A 16,050-nucleotide genomic window follows, 5' to 3' on the forward strand; every position below is an offset into this window, starting at 1 on the left:
CACGGTTCGGCGTAGCCGTGGGTGGTCGGACCTCAGTCCTTCATCACCATGGCCGGTGTGGAGCGGGTCAGTATGTCGCCGCGGAAGAAGGCCGGGCTGCGGTGGTGCATGAGCAGCATGAGGACGAGGCCCAGGAGCAGGAGGCCGACGCCGATGACGAAGACGGAGCCGATGCCGAGGACCGAGCTGCCGGAGCCGTAGGACGGGTTCCACATGTCGAGGAGGGTCTTGGTGAAGACGGCGGCGAGGAGGAGGCCGCCGAGGAGGGGGAAGAGGCCCTTGAAGAGGAAGTCGCGGGCGCAGCGGCGCAGTTCGCGGCGGAAGTACCAGGCGCAGGCGAAGGCCGTGATCGCGTAGTAGAAGCAGATCATGAGGCCGAGGGCGTAGATGGTGTCGATGAGGACGTTTTCCGAGAGGAAGGTCATCACGGCGTAGAAGGCGCCGGTGGCGATGCCCGCCGCGACGGTGGCCCGGCCCGGTGAACGAAAGCGCGGGTGGATGCGGGAGAAGGACGGCGGCAGGGCCTCGTACGCGCTCATGGCCAGTACGGTGCGGGCGACCGGGATGAAGGTGGTCTGGAGGCTGGCGGCGGCCGAGGCGAGGACGGCGACGAACAGCAGGATGCCGAGGCCGGGGCCCATGACGGGGCCGGCGAGGGCGGCGAAGACGTTGTCGGAGGTGTCCGGGTTGCCGAGGCCGGGGCCCTGGTCGCCGACGCCGGAGAACATCTGGGCGGCGACGGCGGTCAGCAGGTAGGAGCCGATGAGGACGAGCATGGCCAGCAGGGCGGCGCGGCCCGGGGTGCGGGTGCTGCCCGCGGTCTCCTCGTTGACCGTCAGGCACGCGTCCCAGCCCCAGAACATGAAGATGGACAGGGACAGGCCCGCCGTGAAGGCGGAGAAGGACTGGACGGCGAAGGGGTCGAGCCAGGTCCAGGAGAAGGAGAGGGAGCCCTCGAAGGCGCCGGAGCGGGCCTTGGTGAGGGCCAGGGCGACGAAGACGGCCAGTACGGCGAGTTGGAGTCCGACCAGGGCGTACTGGAGGCCCTTGGTGGCGGTCATCCCGCGGTAGCTGATGGCCGTGGCGATCGCGATGAGGACCAGGCAGGTCAGGACGTGTACGGGCTTGTTGCCGTCGAGCGCGGAGATCGCCGGGCTGCCGGTGACCTCGCCCAGCAGGAGGTAGAAGAAGGAGGTCGCCACGCCCGCGAGGTTGGAAAGCACGATGATCGTGGCGATCACCAGGCCCCAGCCGCACATCCAGCCGATGCGCGGGCCGAAGGCCTTCACCGACCAGGTGAAGGAGGTGCCGCAGTCGGGGACCGCGCGGTTCAGCTCGCGGTAGGCGAAGGCGACCAGCAGCATCGGCAGGAAGCCCGCGAGGAAGACGGCGGGCATCTGGAGGCCGACCTCGCCGACGGTGGGGCCGAGGGTGGAGGTCAGGCAGTAGACGGGGGCGACGGTGGAGATGCCGATCACCGCGCTGCCGAGCAGGCCGACGGAGTTGCCGTTCAGGCCCTTGCCGCGGGCTGTGCCGACGCTCGTTACCGTGTCTCCGGCCGGGGGCCGGGCTTCCACCTGGGTCATGAACAGGACGTTAAGGGCTGCTGTTTCCGTATTCGGGAGGTTGAGATCCGCAGTACGGAACCTTCAATATGCATGCCGGGGCGGCCAGTTGATCAAGCAATGAGTGATTGATCGCGGGCGCGGCTCGCAGAGTGGAAGGCGTCGGGGCGCTACCGCCGGTATACGGGAACCGCAGCCCCGCCCGTTTTGTCCCAGTTCAAAAATTTCCCCGCCCGTCGCCGACCCGCCTCGTCCGACCCGCCTCATCCGATGGGCCGCACCCGCTCCGTACCATCCGCCCGGTCTCACCCGCCCCGCCTCACCCGGGCCAGACCACCGCCTGCAGTTCGCTGTACGCGTGCAGCGCGTACGAGCCCACGTCGCGCCCCACCCCGCTGCGCCTGAACCCGCCGAACGGCGCCTCCATGTTCCGCCCGACCGTATTGATGCCCACCCCGCCCGCGCGCAGCCGCCGTGCCACCCTGAAGGCGCGGGCCACATCGCCGGACCAGACGTAGTCCAGCAGCCCGTAGTCGCTGTCGTCGGCGAGCGCGACGGCCTCCTCCTCGTCGTCGAAGGGGATGACCACGACCACCGGACCGAAGATCTCCTCCCTGGCCACCCGCATGATGTTGCTGCAGTCGGCGAAGAGGGTGGGGGCGACGTAGAACCCCCGCTCCAGCGGCGGGCGTTGGCCGCCCACGACCAGCCGGGCGCCTTCCTTTCGCCCCAGCTCGACGTAGGACTCGACCCGGTCGCGGTGGGCCGCGGAGATCAGCGGGCCCAGGACCGTGCCCCGCTCCCGGGGATCGCCGACCTTCAGGGACGAGGCGTAGGCGGCCAGCTTCTCCACCAGGCGCTCGTAGATGCCGCGCTGGGCGAGCACCCGGGTCGGCGCCGTGCAGATCTGGCCGCTGTAGAAGGAGAAGGTGGTGCCGATGCCGGCCACCGCCGCAGCGAGGCCCTTGTCGTCGATGTCGTCGAAGACCAGCGCGGCGCCCTTGCCGCCCAGTTCCATCAGCTGGCGCTTCATACCGCGCCCGCACACCTCGGCGATCTTCGTGCCGACGGCGGTGGAGCCGGTGAAGCTGACCATGTCCACCTCCGGCGCGTCCACCGCGGCCGCCCCGGTCGTCGCGTCGACGCCGCTGACCACGTTCACCACGCCCGGCGGCACCCCGGCCTCCTCCAGGGCCTCGGCCATCTTGAACACCGACAGCGGGTCCTGCGGCGCGGGCTTGACCAGGACGGTGTTGCCCATCGCCAGCGCGGGCGCCACCTTGCCCGCAGCGTTGGCCCAGGGGTTGTTGTAGGAGGTGATGCAGGTGACGACGCCGACCGGGCGGCGCACGGCCAGCGCGCCGAGCACCGCCGCGGGCCCGAACGGCCCGGCCTCGTTGACCTGCGGCGGCAGCGGTGTCTCCACCGGCTCCAGGGCGCCGCGCGCATAGCGGCGGAAGCGGGCGGCGGCGACCGCGACCTGCATGCCGCGGGCCGTCGCGGTGGTCGCGCCGCTCTCGGCCTGCGCCAGCTTCGCGTACGGGCCGAGGTTGCGCTCGATGAGGCCGGCGGCCCGGTCCAGGATGCGGGCGCGCTCCTCGGGGGCGGTACGCGACCACGGCCCGAACGCCTCGCGGGCCGCCGCGGCCGCCTCGTACACCTGGCCGCGGCCGGCCACGGGAGCGAGCCCGACCGGCTCCTCGGTCGCCGGGTCGGTCACCTCGTGGTACCCACCCCCCGGCTCGACCCACCGCCCCCCGACGAACAGCCGCTGCCTCACCCCGACTTCCCCCTCACCGCCCCCGGAACCCTCGGCGCCCGCACCCCCGCCGCTCACCGCGTACTCACCGTCTCCGTGTCCCGCCCCGACCGCAGGACCGTGCCCGGCACCGCGCCGGTGACCGTGTCGTCGCGGATCGTCTCCACCCCGTTGACCCGTACGCTCACCACACCGAGCGCCTTGGAGTCCAGGCGCGGGCTGTTGCCCGGGAGGTCGTGGACGAGGGTGGCCGGGCCCGCCTCGATGCGTTCCGGGTCGAAGAGGACCAGGTCCGCGTGGAAGCCCTGCTGGATGCGGCCGCGCTCGCGCAGGCCGAGCAGCCGGGCCGGGTCGTCGGTGAGCATCTTCACCGCCTCCTCCAGACCGGCCAGTTTGCGGCCGCGCAGACAGTCGCCGAGGAAGCGGGTGGTGTACGGGGCGCCGCACATCCGGTCCAGGTGCGCCCCGGCGTCCGAGCCGCCCAGCATCACGTCCTCGTGCTGCCAGGTCTGGCGCCGCAGCTCCCAGCTGGCGGCGTCGTTGTCGGTGGGCATCGGCCACAGCACCGTCCGCAGGCGGTCGTTGGAGCAGATCTCCACCAGGCAGTCGAAGGGGTCCTGGCCGCGTTCGGCGGCGATGTCGCCCACGACGCGGCCGGTGAGGCCCTCGTTCGCCGTGGAGTACGTGTCCCCGATGACGTACCGGTCGAACTTGGTCAGGCGGCGGAAGACCCCGGCCTCCTCGCTGTCCGCGCGGCGCAGCATCTGCGCCCGTACGGCCGGGTCGGCGAGCCTGGCCAGGCGCTCGGGGACGGGCAGGCCCAGGATGTCGCCCCAGCCGGGGATGAAGTTCAGGGCGCAGTACGTGCCCAGCGACATGTTCATGGGCGTGAGGATCGGCATGGTCAGGGCGACGATCCGGCCGCCGCACTTGCGGGCCAGCTCGCCGGGTTCCAGCTGGCGCGGCACCCGTTCGGGCACGGCGGCGTCGATAGTGAGCACGTTCCAGTTCAGCGGGCGCCCGGCCGCCGCCGACATCTTCACCAGCAGGTCGATCTCGGCGTCCGCGAACCGGTCCAGACAGCCCGCGACGATGCCCTCCAGCTGGGTGCCCTCGTGCTCGCCCACCGCGCGGGAGAGGGCCAGGAGTTCCTCGGGGGCGGCGTGCCGGGAGGCCACCGGGGCGCCGTCGCCGTCGGAGTGGGTGGCGGACTGCGTGGTGGACAGGCCCCAGGCGCCGGCGTCCATCGCCTCGTGGAACAGCCGCAGCATGTCCCGGAGTTGGCCCTCGCCCGGCTGTCCGCCGACCGCGTCGGGCCCCATCACGTACCTGCGCAGCGCGCAGTGCCCCACCATGAAGCCCGCGTTGACGGCGATACGGCCCTCCAGGGCGTCCAGGTACTCGCCGAAGCCGGACCAGTTCCAGGGCGCGCCCTCCTCCAGCGCCACCAGCGACATGCCCTCGACCTTGCTCATCATCCGCCGGGTGTAGTCGGCGTCCTCGGGCCGCTCGGGGTGCAGGGGGGCGAGGGTGAAGCCGCAGTTGCCGCCGGCCACCGTCGTCACCCCGTGGTTCATGGACGGGGTGGCGTACGGGTCCCAGAACAGCTGCGCGTCGTAGTGCGTGTGCGGGTCCACGAAGCCGGGGGCGAGCATCAGGCCGCCTGCGTCCTCGCTGGTGCGGGCGGGTTCGGTGACGGTGCCGGGCGCGGCGATCACCGCGATCCGGCCGTCCTTCAGGCCGACGTCGGCCCTGCGGGCGGGCGCGCCCCTGCCGTCCACGACGGTCGCGCCCTTGATCAGATGGTCGAGCATGACGGGGCTCCTCTCCCTTGCCGTCCCTTCCTGAAGCCGCTGCCCGGTCAGGCCCCGGCCGCCTGCCGGAAGCGCGTGGTGCGGTGCACCGGATCGGTGTCGATCTTCGGGATCACATGCTCACCGATCAGCTTGATGGTGGTCATGGTGTCCTCGTACGGGACCCCGATCGGCAGCCCGAAGGAGAGCTGGTCGGCGCCGGCCTGCTCCCAGCGCTTGCACTGGGTGAGGACTTCGTCCGGGTCGCCGCAGATCATCAGCTCCTCGGCGATCAGCAGCTCGATGATCTCCTCGGTGTACTCCGGCAGGAGTTCGGGCCACTGCGGTATGCCCTCGGGGCGGGGGAAGGTGTCGTGGTAGCGGAAGAGCAGCGACTGGAGGTAGTTCAGACCGCCGCCGACGGCGATCTCGACGGCCTTGTGGTGGGTCTCGGCGCAGATCGCGGTGGAGGTCACCATGACGTTGTCGTTGACGAAGGCGCCGACCGGCTCGGCCGATTCGACCGCCGTCTTGTAGGACTCCAGGACCCACTCCATGTCGGAGACCTTCTGCACGCTGAAGCCCAGCACGCCCAGGCCCTTGCTGCCCGCCATGGCGTACGAGGTGGGCGACCCGGCCGCGTACCACATCGCGGGGTGCGCGCCCCCGTACGGCTTGGGCAGGACCTTGCGCGGCGGCAGCTGCCAGTGCTTGCCCGCGAAGCCGGCGTACTCGTCCTGGAGCCACATCTTGGGGAACTCCGCGATGGTCTCCTCCCACAGCTCCTTGGTGTGGTTCATGTCGGTCACACCCGGCATGAAGCCGAGGATCTCGTGGCTTCCGGCGCCGCGGCCGGAGCCGAACTCGAAGCGCCCCTCGGAGAGATGGTCGAGCATGGCGACCTTCTCGGCGACCTTGACGGGGTGGTTGACGGGCGCGAGGGGGTTGAAGATGCCCGAGCCGAGGTGGATGCGCTCGGTGGCGTGGGCGAGGTAGCCGAGGTAGACGTCGTTGGCGGAGAGGTGGGAGTACTCCTCCAGGAAGTGGTGCTCGGACGCCCAGGCGTACTTGAAGCCGGAGCGGTCGGCCTGGATGACGTACTCGGTCTCCTCCATCAGCGCGTGGTGCTCGGCTTCCGGGTCGGTCCTGGCCCGCGACGCGGGCACATATCCCTGCACAAAGAGGCCGAATTCCAAGGGAGTTCACCGTCCTCAATCTTCTGACGCTTCGTCAGATCCTGCTCGACTCTCGCACCGCCGCCGTCCACCGTCAATAACTGACGAGGCGTCAGACGATGCTGACCCCGGACAGCCAGCCGCCGTCGATGACGAAGGGCTGGCCGGTGATGTAGGAGGAGTCGTCGCTGCTGAGGAAGAGGGCGAGCGAGGCGACCTCCTCCGGCCTGCCGATCCGCCCCATGGGCACCAGCTTCTCGTAGAGCTGGTCCAGCGCCGCCCGGGCCGTCTCGCGGTCGGCGACGGGGGCGAGCGAGGCGGGACTGGCCATGGGGGTGTCCACCGCGCCCGGGCAGATCGCGTTGACCCGGATCTTCCGGGCCGCCAGCTCGACCGCCGCGACCCGGGTCAGGCCCAGGATCGCGTGCTTGGTGGCGGCGTACGCGCCGACGTAGGCCACGCCCGTCAGGGCCGCGTAGGAGGCGGTGTTGACGATCGTGCCGCCGCCCGCCTCGGCTATCTCGGGTGCGACGGTACGTATCCCCAAAAAGACGCCGACCTGGTTGACCTGCACGACCTGCTGGAACTCGGCGAGCGGGGTGTTCACCAGCTCGTTGAAGCGCAGGATCCCGGCGTTGTTCACCAGCCCGTCGATGGCCCCGAAGGCCTCCTTGGTGGCGGCGACCGCGCCCGCCCAGTCCTCCTCCTGACTCACATCCAGATGCACATAGCGGGCAGCGTCCCGCCCCAGCTCCTTGGCCAACGCCTCGCCCTGGTCATCCAGCACGTCCCCCAGCACGACCCTGGCCCCCTCGGCCACGAACAGCCGCGCCTCCTGCTCCCCCTGCCCCCGCGCCGCACCGGTGATGATGACAACCCGCCCGTCCAGCTTGCCCATGTCAGGCTTCCCTCCGTCGAGTTGGATACCGCGCACATGCAAGTCCGCACCTCAAAAAGGGGCGCGGGGCTGCGCCGATCTGCGGCTCCGCCGCGTGGGCGCGACCAGCCCGCCCCACAGAACCGCGGCCAAATATCCGAACCGGCCCGGCGCAGCGCTCCGCGCAGCGCGCCCGCTCAGTCGCCCAGCAACGGCGCCACCTCGGCACCGAACGCCGCCATCTGGTCGGTCAGTTCACCGCGGCTACGGCTGCGGAAGCGCACCTGGATCTGCCGCACCCCCATGGCCCGGTACTCCCGCAGCGACTCCGCCAGCCGCTCCGGCGGCCCGGTCAGCGTGCGCCGCCCGACGTGCCAGCCGGGCTCGCCCACGTACAGCGGCTCGGCGATGGCGCCGATCTCCGCGGGGGACTCGATCCCCGCCTCCTGCCGCCAGTGCGTCAGCCGGGCTATCTGGTGCGGCAGTTCGTCGCGGGTGTCCCCCTGCGGGAGCCAGCCGTCGCCGCGCACCGCGGCCCTGCGCACGGCGGCGGGCGAGGAGCCGCCCACCCAGATGGGCGGGCGCGGGGTCTGGACGGGGCGCGGCGCCTGGCCCAGCCCCTCGAAGGCGAAACGTTCCCCCTCGAAGGAAGGGAACTCCTCCGGCCCCAGCGCCGCCTTCAGCGCGTCGATCGTCTCGTCGAGTACGGCGCCCCGGCGCGCGAAGTCCACGCCGAGCGTGGCGAATTCCTCCGGTACGTGTCCGGCGCCGACCCCGAGGATCAGCCGGCCGCCGGAGAGGTGGTCCACCGTCGCGTACTGCTTGGCGCTGATCAGCGGGTGCCGCAGGCCGACCACCGCGACATGGCTCAGCAGCCGCACCCGCTCGGTCACCGCGGCGAGATGGGCGAGGGTGGCCACCGGGTCGTACCAGACCGTGCTCATCGCCCCGGCCAGCCGCCGCGGGATCGCGATGTGCTCGCAGCAGCCGAGGTAGGCGAAGCCGTGCCGGTCGGCGGTGCGCGCGATCTCCACGAGGTCGGCGGGGCCCGCGCCCGCCTCCCAGGCCTCGGCGTACAGGGTGCTCTGCGACTGGACCGGCAGCTGCATCCCGTAGGACAGCCGCCCCTCGGGCAGGACCCGCACCATATGACCCCCTTCGCCGTATCTGACGGGCCGTCATGACTGGCGGTGGGGCCATCCTCGGGGCAGATGGTTCATCAAGCAAGAGTGCCGCGAAGGGCGTTGGGCACTACAGACAGCGCGGGCACCGCCCCCAAGGGGGGTACGCGCAGGAGCCCGTCAGGCGACCGGCACCGGGCTCGGGCTCGGGCTCTGGACCGGGCTCGGGCTCTGGACCGGGCTCGGGCTCGGGCCCTGGAGCAGGCTCGGGCCCTGGACCAGGCTCTGGCTCTGGATCGGGCTCTTCCTGTCCCGAAGCCCCTGCGGCCGCGCACCGCTCTCGTACACGGGCGCCGCGGTGCCGACCACCGGGTAGCGCCGCAGCGCCGCGCGCGCCGCGGCGAAGGCGGCGTCGGCCACGAAGGAGGGGGTGCCGGGGGCCACCGCGAAGGAGACCGCGATGGGCTCGGGCGGCGGCGGCAGGACGCCCTTGGGCAGCCGCCACAGGTTCAGCGCGTCGTCGTTGTCGGCGATCAGGCACACCACGCCGAGGCCCGCCCTGGCCGCCGCCCGCAGTCCGGCCAGGTCCGGGCCCTCGTAGGCGATGTGCCAGGGCAGCCCGTGCGCGTCCAGCGTGCGCACGACATGGGAGCGCAGGTTGCACGGCTCGGTGAACAGCACGACGGGCAGGGAGGCGCAGGGGTCGGCCATGCTGGGCAGCTCCTGCCCGAACCAGGCCAGCCGCACCGAGCCCAGCGCGCGGCTGTGGTCGTCGCACGCCGGGCGGATCAGCAGCGCGAGATCGATCTCCTGGTCTGCCACTCGCGCGGCCAGCGACTCGCTCAGGCCGGTGCGCACGCTCAGCCGGGCTCCCGGCAGCCGCCGGGTCAGCTCGGCGAGCAGGTCGGGCAGGCCCTCGCCGAACTGCTCCGCGGCGCCGATGGTCAGCCGGATCTCGTCGCGGGGCGTGGTTAATCGGGCCAGCGCCTCGTCGTTGAGGGCGACCAGGCGGCGGGCGTAGCCCAGGAGTTCCTCGCCCGCCGGGCTGAGTCTGAGGGGCCGGCGGGTGCTGGTGAAGACCGGGCCGTCCAGCAACGCCTCCAGTTGGCGGATGTGCTGGCTGACCGCCGACTGCGTCAGGGAGAGCGCGGCAGCCGCGCGCCGGAAGCCGCCGGTCTCCACGATCGTGCACAGGGTGCGGAGCTGATTCATGTCCAGGTTGCGGTACATCGGCGCCTTGTCTGTGGTCGCGGCGGGGCACACCGGGTGCGGGTCACCGTGTATCTGGCCATCGCCGCCCCTGTCCACGCCCGGACGGCCATAAGTTGATCGGTTCTTGACCGTCGCCCGCGCCGCCCCAGGAGCCCGCACCGCCCCCGCGAAGTGGCCGGCACAGGGCCCGCGGAGTGAACAGCGCTCCTTATCCACTTGATGAAGAACAATAGTTTGATTGTTCCGCGCCCTGACCATACGCTCGTCCAAGCCGAGCTGAAGCGCATGTTCCGGAATTCAGTGAATGTTTTTCATCCACCTTTACGGGAAGCCGTAAGTTGCTGTACGAAAGGCTTGGGAATTGTCTCAGATCGCAGCTTCCGAAACCGACCTGTGGAACCCGGAGACATACGATGCGCTGCGCCGGCAGCTCATTCCCTCCTTTGACCTGTTGTACGACAGCGCGGTCGGCGCCGTCGCCATGACGGTCCAGGACCGCCCCCGCATCCTGGACCTCGGAGCGGGAACCGGCCTGCTCAGCGCCGCCCTGCTGCACCGCCTCCCGGACGCGGACCTGCTCCTTCAGGACCGTTCGGAATTGATGCTCAACCAGGCACGGCAGCGTTTCTCCACCACCGAGCAGGTATCCATTCGGATAGCGGACCACATGGATGAACTTCCCGCGGGTTCCTTTGACGCGATCGTGTCCGCGCTCTCCATCCATCACCTCACGCACGAGAACAAGCAGAACCTGTTCCAGCGAATTCACCAGGCGCTGCGCCCGGGCGGAATTTTTGTGAACGTCGAGCAGGTTCTCGCCCCGGCCCCCGCGCTGGAGCCGATGTACGACCAGCAGCACGAGTCCCATGTCCACGCCTCCGGCACCCCGGCGCAGGAGTGGGCGGCGGGCCGCGAGCGGATGAAGCACGACATCCCCATCGATGTCGGCGCCCAGCTCCAGTGGCTGCGCGAGGCGGGCTTCGGCACGGTCGACTGCCTGGCCAAGGACTGGCGCTTCGCCACGTACGCCGGCTGGCGCGCGGCGTAACGGGCCACGAGGCCGAGAGAGAGGGGCGGCAGCGACCGTGCTGTACCAGCGACTTGGGGAAATCGCCGACGACCGGCCCGAAGCGGTGGCGCTGCGGACGGCGGACGGCCAGGAGCTGACCTACGCCGGACTGCGCGAGCTGGTGGACCGCACGGCGGGCGGGCTGCACCGCGCCGGGGTCCGCCAGGGTCAGGTCGTGGCCTGCTCCTTGAGCAACAGCGCCGGCTATGTGGCGCTCATCTGGGCCGTGGCCCGGCTCGGGGCGACGTACGTACCGATGATCCGCGAGTTCGGGCCCGAGGACATCGCGGCGGCCCTGGAGCTGACCCGGCCCGCCCTCGTCGTCGAGGACGGCACCCGGCCCCCACTGGCCGGCGCGTCCGTCCCGGCCGTCCCGCTCGCCGAACTGGGCCGGGCCGAGCCGCTGCCGCCCGAGGCGCTGTCCACCCAGCGGGGGCCCTTCCGGCTGCTGTGGAGCTCCGGCTCGACGGGGCTGCCGAAGATGATCTCCTGGCGGCAGGACAAGTTCCTGGCCGAACGGCGCCGCTGGAACCGGCACATCGGCATCACCGAGGACGACGTCTTCTTCTGCCGCCACCCGCTGGACGTGGCGCACGCCACCGATCTGCACCTCTTCTCCGCGCAGCTCAGCGGCGCCTGCTGCGTCCTCGCCGACTCCCGGGCGGCGCCCGCCGCCCTCGCCCGGCAGCTCGCCGACAGCGGCGCCAGCGTCATCAGCGCGCTGCCCGGCCACTACGAGGAACTGGTGCGCACCGCCCGGGAGCTGGGCGAGCTGGACCTGAGCCGGCTGCGCCTGCCGCTGTGCGGCGGCACGTACGTCTCCTCGCAGGTCATCCGCGACTGCGCCGAGGAGCTGGGCATCCGCGTCCGGCAGCTGTACGGCTCCACCGAGTTCGGGCTGGCCGCGGTCAACCTGAGCGACACCGTGCAGACCGGCGCCGAGGTGTCGCTGGTGGACGGCGTACGAGCCCGGCTGGAGCCGCTGGCGCCGCAGGACCCGGACGTCGGGGAGCTGGTGCTGCGCTCCGAGTTCACCAGCGAGGGCTACCTCAACAACGACGCCGCGCACGCCCGTACCTTCCGCGCGGGCGAGTACTTCAGCGGGGACATCGCCCGCCGGACCGCGGACGGCTCCTACCGCGTCATCGGCCGTACCAACGAGGTGCTGGCCGCCGCCGGCGGGCCGCTGCTCGCCCCGATGCTGGACGCGGAGATCAAGCGGGACTGCCGGGTCACCGAGTCCGTCAGCCTGCCGAGCGACCCGGAACGCTACGGCCAGGAGGTGTCGGTGATCGTCGAGTCGGGGCCCGGCCGCGACGACGCCGCCCTTGCGGCATCGGTACGCGCGGTGCTGGACCGGCACGGCCTGACCGGGGACATCCACTGCGTACCGGCCATCGCCCGCACCGCGGTCGGCAAGCCGCACAAGTCCCTGCTGCGCGCGCGGCTGGCCCGGCCCGCCGCCGCACCTCGGACACCGCTCGACCCTCCCCCCGCGAGCGAGGGCGATCTCCTCCACTACACCCGGCACTCCGCCCGCCCCACCCTGCTGCTCGTCCCCGGCCTGGGCATGACCGCCCGGTACTTCGACCCGGTGGTGGCCGGGCTGCGCGCGGACCACGACATCGTCACCGTCGACCTGCGCGGCCACGGCGCCAGCCCCGAACCCCCGCCGGGCTGGGCCCTCAAGGACGCCGCGGCCGACCTGCGCCAGGTCATCGAGCGGCTCGGCCTGCGGGACGTCACCCTGCTGGGCTGGTCACTGGGCGCCGCCGTCGCCTACACCTACCTGGACACCTACGGCACCGACCGGGTCGGCAAGCTCGTCTCCGTCGAGATGTCCCCGCGCCTGCTGGCGGAGGAGGGCGACGGCGCTCAACAGCGCTGGGAGCACGCGGCGTTCGGCAATCTGGACGCGGCCGGGGCGCTGCGCGCCGCCCACACCCAGTGGACCGACCCGCACACCTATCTCGAAACCCTGGTCAGGGCGTGCTTCGCGGCCGGCAGCGAGCCCGCCCCCGAGGTGCTGCGCCCGCTGCTGGAGGAGTCGCTGGGCTGCTCCCGTACGGCGCTGCTGGCCCTGTGGACGGACGTGCTGGCCCAGGACTGGCGCCCGCGGCTGCACACCCTGACGCTGCCCACCCTGCTGGTCCACGGGGCCAGGAGCCAGGTCTTCCCCACCGATGTGGGCAAGTGGCTGCTGGGCGCTCTGCCCGACGCGCGGCTGGAGATGTTCTCGCACAGCGGCCATGTCCCCTTCATCGAGGAGCCCGAGAAGTTCGTCTCGGTGCTCCGCCGGTTCGTCGACGAATGAGGAAATCGTGATCGGAAGCATTGACTGGGAGATACTCCGGGCGCACGCCCAGCGGCTCGCCACGGACCACGCCGGAAAACCGGTCGCCCCCTCGGCGCGCGGACTGTCCGACCTGGAGGTCTCGGGTCCCGCCGAGATCACCGCGATGACCCGGGCCGCCGCCGCCCACAACGGCAGCGTGCTGATGTCCAGCGGCGGCACCACGGGAACGCCCAAACTCACCTATGTCCCGCACGAGATGGCCCTGGAGCGGCTGCTGCGCTCCTGGCGCCCGCTGCAGCCGGGCAATGTGCTGCTCAACCTCTACAACCCCGGCCGCATGTGGGGCACGCACTACTACATGCAGAAGCTGGCCGAGGTCAGCGGCTGCACGGTGATCCCCTCGGGCCCGTACGCCCCCGAGGAGCTGGGCACCTGGCTGCCGATGTTCCGCGACGTCGGCGTGGACGCGCTGGCCGCCACCCCCACCGGCCTCGCCGACTTCGCCGAGGGCGTCCTCAAGTCCGGCGTGGAGCTCCCCGTCAAGACCATCATCTGGATGGGCGACCCCTGGACCGAGAGCAAGCGGGAGCTGGTCCGCGAGGCCTTCCCCGAGGCCGAACTGTGGGCCAACTACGGCTCGGTGGAGACCTGGGTGATGGCCACCAACCGGCCCGGCTGCGACGAGTCCACCCTCCATCTGCTGCCGGACCAGATCATCGAACCGGACTACGCGGGCGCCCTGCTGACCAGGGCCGGCGAGGGCTGGACGGTGCCGGTGGTGCGCTACCGCCTCGGCGACCGCGTCGAGCCGGCCCGGTGCCGCTGCGGGCAGGGCGACGCGCTGCGCATCCTGGGGCGCGCCGATGACGCCTTCAACCTCTTCGGCATCCTGTTCAACGTACGGGAACTGCTGGACTCCGCCCGGCAGTTCACCGGCGTCGTCGACGCCCAGCTGGTGCTGACCCGCACCGCCGACTCCCCCAAGGCCGCCAGCGCGCTCACCCTGGAGTTCACCGGAAGCGCCGATGCGCACTCCGTCCACCACTGGCTGACCAGCAGCTTCTACCGGCTCGCCACCCTGGACGGCCAGCACCCCGGGGCGATCTCGGCCCACCGGGTCGACCAGCTGCGGCGCATCGACCGTACGAACAAGACGCCCGCGGCGGTCTGGAAGGACATCCCGGGGAGGGCCGCATGAGCAAGCTGCGGGCAAACCCCTGGGCCACCCTGATCGTCCTCTCCCTCGGGTTCTTCCTGACCCTGCTGGACCTGACGATCGTCAATATCGCCATCCCCAGCATCACCAGGACGCTGCACGCCTCGCTCCCGCAGGTGCTGTGGGCGATGAACAGCTACATCATCGCGCTGACCGCGCTGCTGATCACCGCGGGGCGGCTGGGCGACATGCGCGGACCGCGCCAGCTCTTCGCGCTGGGCGTGGGCATCTTCACCGTCGCGAGCCTGCTGTGCGGCCTCGCGGCCACTCCGGAGATGCTGGTCGCCGCCCGCGTGCTGCAGGGCATCGGGGCCGCGCTGCTGCTGCCGCAGACCATGACGCTGATCGTCAGCTCCTTCCCCGCCGAGCGGCGCGGCACCGCGCTCGGCGTCTGGGGCGCCATCGCCGGTGTCGCCTCGATCATCGGTCCCACCCTCGGCGGGTTCCTGGTCAGCACGGTCGGCTGGCGCTGGATCTTCTTCATGAACATCCCGATCGGCGCCGTGGTCCTGATCGCGACCGCGCTGATCATCCCGGACCTGCGTACCGGCAAGTCCCAGCGGCTGGACCTGCTGGGCGTGGTCATCGCGTCGGTGGCGCTCGTCTGCCTGGCCTTCGCGCTGATCAACGGCCAGGACTTCCACTGGAACGCCACCATCTGGCTCACCCTCGCGGCGGCCGTCGTCCTCGGTGTCGTCTTCTGCTTCCAGCAGCGCGGGCGCCAGTCGCGCGATCCACTGGTGCCCTTCGCGCTGTTCCGCAACCGCAACTACACGCTGCTCAACGGCGTTTCCGCGTCCACCACGGGCGGCATCTTCGGCCTCACCCTGCTCGCCTCGCTCTACTTCCAGTCCGTGCTGGGCTTCAGCGCGTTCAAGGCGGGCCTGATCCTGGTTCCGGCGTCGGTGATGTCGGTGCTGCTCGCGCCGTTCACCGGGCGGCTGGCGGACCGTATCGAGGGCAAGTACATCCTGCTGACGGGCATGGTGCTGACCGCCGTCGGCATGCTGTGGGCCGCGCTGCTGATGTCGGGCGACACCTCGTGGGCGGCGTTCATGGCGCCGATGGTGGTCGTCGGCACCGGCAACGGCTTCGTGATCGCGCCGCTGGCCACCGTCGCGATGCGCGATGTGGAACCGGCCCTGGTGGGCGCGGCGTCCGGCACCCTCAACACCATGCGCCAGCTCGGCTCGGTGATCTGCAGCGCCGGTGTCGGCGCGCTCGTGCAGAGCCGCCAGGCCGCCACCGGCAGTGCGAGTACGGCGATGCAGACGACCATGGCGCTGCCGATCGCCGTGATCGTGCTGGGCGCCCTGGCCTGCCTGGCCATGCGCAAGCGGGCGGCCGCACCCGTGGTGGTCACCGGGCGGCCCGCCGCCGCGGTGCCGGAGAGCAGCGGACAGCAGTAGGTACGCCGTAGGACCGCCACTCTTCCTCAGGGAGCTTGTGACCGTGCCCGACTCTCTCGTGTCTCCTCACGCACAGCGCCCCTCGGGGATGCCGTTCCACAGGTACCGCCCGTACGAGGCCGTGCGGTTGCCCGACCGCACCTGGCCGGATGCCCGTATCACCAAGGCGCCGCGCTGGCTGTCGACGGACCTGCGGGACGGCAACCAGGCGCTGATCGATCCGATGTCGCCGGCCCGTAAGCGGGAGATGTTCGATCTGCTGGTGCGGATGGGCTACAAGGAGATCGAGGTCGGTTTCCCTGCCTCCGGCGAGACCGACTTCGCGTTCGTCCGCTCGATCATCGAGGAGGGCGCGGTCCCGGAGGATGTGACGATCTCGGTGCTGACGCAGGCGCGCGAGGATCTGATCGAGCGCACCGTGGAGTCGCTGGTGGGCGCGCGCCGGGCGACCGTGCATCTGTACAACGCGACCGCGCCGGTGTTCCGGCGGGTGGTCTTCCGTGGGTCCAGGCAGGACATCAGGCAGATCGCGGTGGACGGTACGCGGCTGGTGATGGA

At 71.3% G+C, this 16,050-nt stretch carries 12 protein-coding genes; 5 read left to right on the forward strand and 7 right to left on the reverse strand.

What is annotated here, in order from left to right:
- Positions 1–32 precede the first annotated feature (32 nt).
- From AC4IJH_RS17190 to AC4IJH_RS17220, 7 genes are all read right to left on the reverse strand, one after another.
- Positions 33–1,586, reverse strand: coding sequence for an APC family permease (locus AC4IJH_RS17190; protein WP_490852596.1), 1,554 nt, complete (start codon positions 1,584–1,586; stop codon positions 33–35).
- Positions 1,587–1,884: 298 nt separating this feature from the next.
- On the reverse strand, positions 1,885–3,345 hold the full coding sequence (locus AC4IJH_RS17195) for an aldehyde dehydrogenase family protein (protein ID WP_490852597.1): 1,461 nt from the start codon (positions 3,343–3,345) through the stop codon (positions 1,885–1,887).
- 53 nt (positions 3,346–3,398) lie between these two features.
- Entirely contained in the window at positions 3,399–5,138 is a 1,740-nt protein-coding gene (locus tag AC4IJH_RS17200) for an N-acyl-D-amino-acid deacylase family protein (RefSeq protein ID WP_490852598.1), read from the reverse strand.
- A 47-nt stretch (positions 5,139–5,185) separates the two neighbouring features.
- The gene (locus AC4IJH_RS17205; RefSeq protein WP_490852599.1) at positions 5,186–6,313 is read right to left on the reverse strand and encodes an LLM class flavin-dependent oxidoreductase; all 1,128 of its coding nucleotides are present in this window, start codon (positions 6,311–6,313) and stop codon (positions 5,186–5,188) included.
- A gap of 91 nt (positions 6,314–6,404) precedes the next feature.
- Positions 6,405–7,190, reverse strand: a complete 786-nt coding sequence (locus AC4IJH_RS17210) for a glucose 1-dehydrogenase (protein WP_490852600.1) — start codon at positions 7,188–7,190, stop codon at positions 6,405–6,407.
- Between the two features lie 176 nt (positions 7,191–7,366).
- Positions 7,367–8,317, reverse strand: a complete 951-nt coding sequence (locus tag AC4IJH_RS17215) for an LLM class F420-dependent oxidoreductase (RefSeq protein WP_490852601.1) — start codon at positions 8,315–8,317, stop codon at positions 7,367–7,369.
- Positions 8,318–8,470: 153 nt separating this feature from the next.
- Entirely contained in the window at positions 8,471–9,520 is a 1,050-nt protein-coding gene (locus AC4IJH_RS17220; RefSeq protein ID WP_490852602.1) for a LysR family transcriptional regulator, read from the reverse strand.
- A 343-nt stretch (positions 9,521–9,863) separates the two neighbouring features.
- On the opposite strand from AC4IJH_RS17220, the gene AC4IJH_RS17225 reads away from it, so the two are divergent.
- The 5 genes from AC4IJH_RS17225 to AC4IJH_RS17245 form a co-directional block, all read left to right on the forward strand.
- Positions 9,864–10,550 (forward strand): class I SAM-dependent methyltransferase, encoded by a 687-nt coding sequence (locus AC4IJH_RS17225; protein WP_490852603.1) that lies wholly within the window; start codon positions 9,864–9,866, stop codon positions 10,548–10,550.
- Positions 10,551–10,587: 37 nt separating this feature from the next.
- A complete protein-coding gene (locus AC4IJH_RS17230) occupies positions 10,588–12,885 on the forward strand; it encodes an alpha/beta fold hydrolase (RefSeq protein ID WP_490852604.1) in 2,298 nt (765 codons plus the stop codon).
- Positions 12,886–12,892: 7 nt separating this feature from the next.
- On the forward strand, positions 12,893–14,065 hold the full coding sequence (locus AC4IJH_RS17235) for an AMP-binding protein (protein ID WP_490852605.1): 1,173 nt from the start codon (positions 12,893–12,895) through the stop codon (positions 14,063–14,065).
- Positions 14,062–15,492, forward strand: coding sequence for a DHA2 family efflux MFS transporter permease subunit (locus tag AC4IJH_RS17240; protein ID WP_490852606.1), 1,431 nt, complete (start codon positions 14,062–14,064; stop codon positions 15,490–15,492). Before AC4IJH_RS17235 ends, AC4IJH_RS17240 begins: the two co-directional genes overlap by 4 nt.
- An 88-nt stretch (positions 15,493–15,580) precedes the next feature.
- Positions 15,581–16,050, forward strand: a 470-nt coding sequence (locus AC4IJH_RS17245) for a hydroxymethylglutaryl-CoA lyase-like TIM-barrel protein (protein ID WP_490852610.1), incomplete at its 3' end; no start/stop codon positions are given.

The organism is Streptomyces sp. UF-297, from assembly GCF_058245575.1.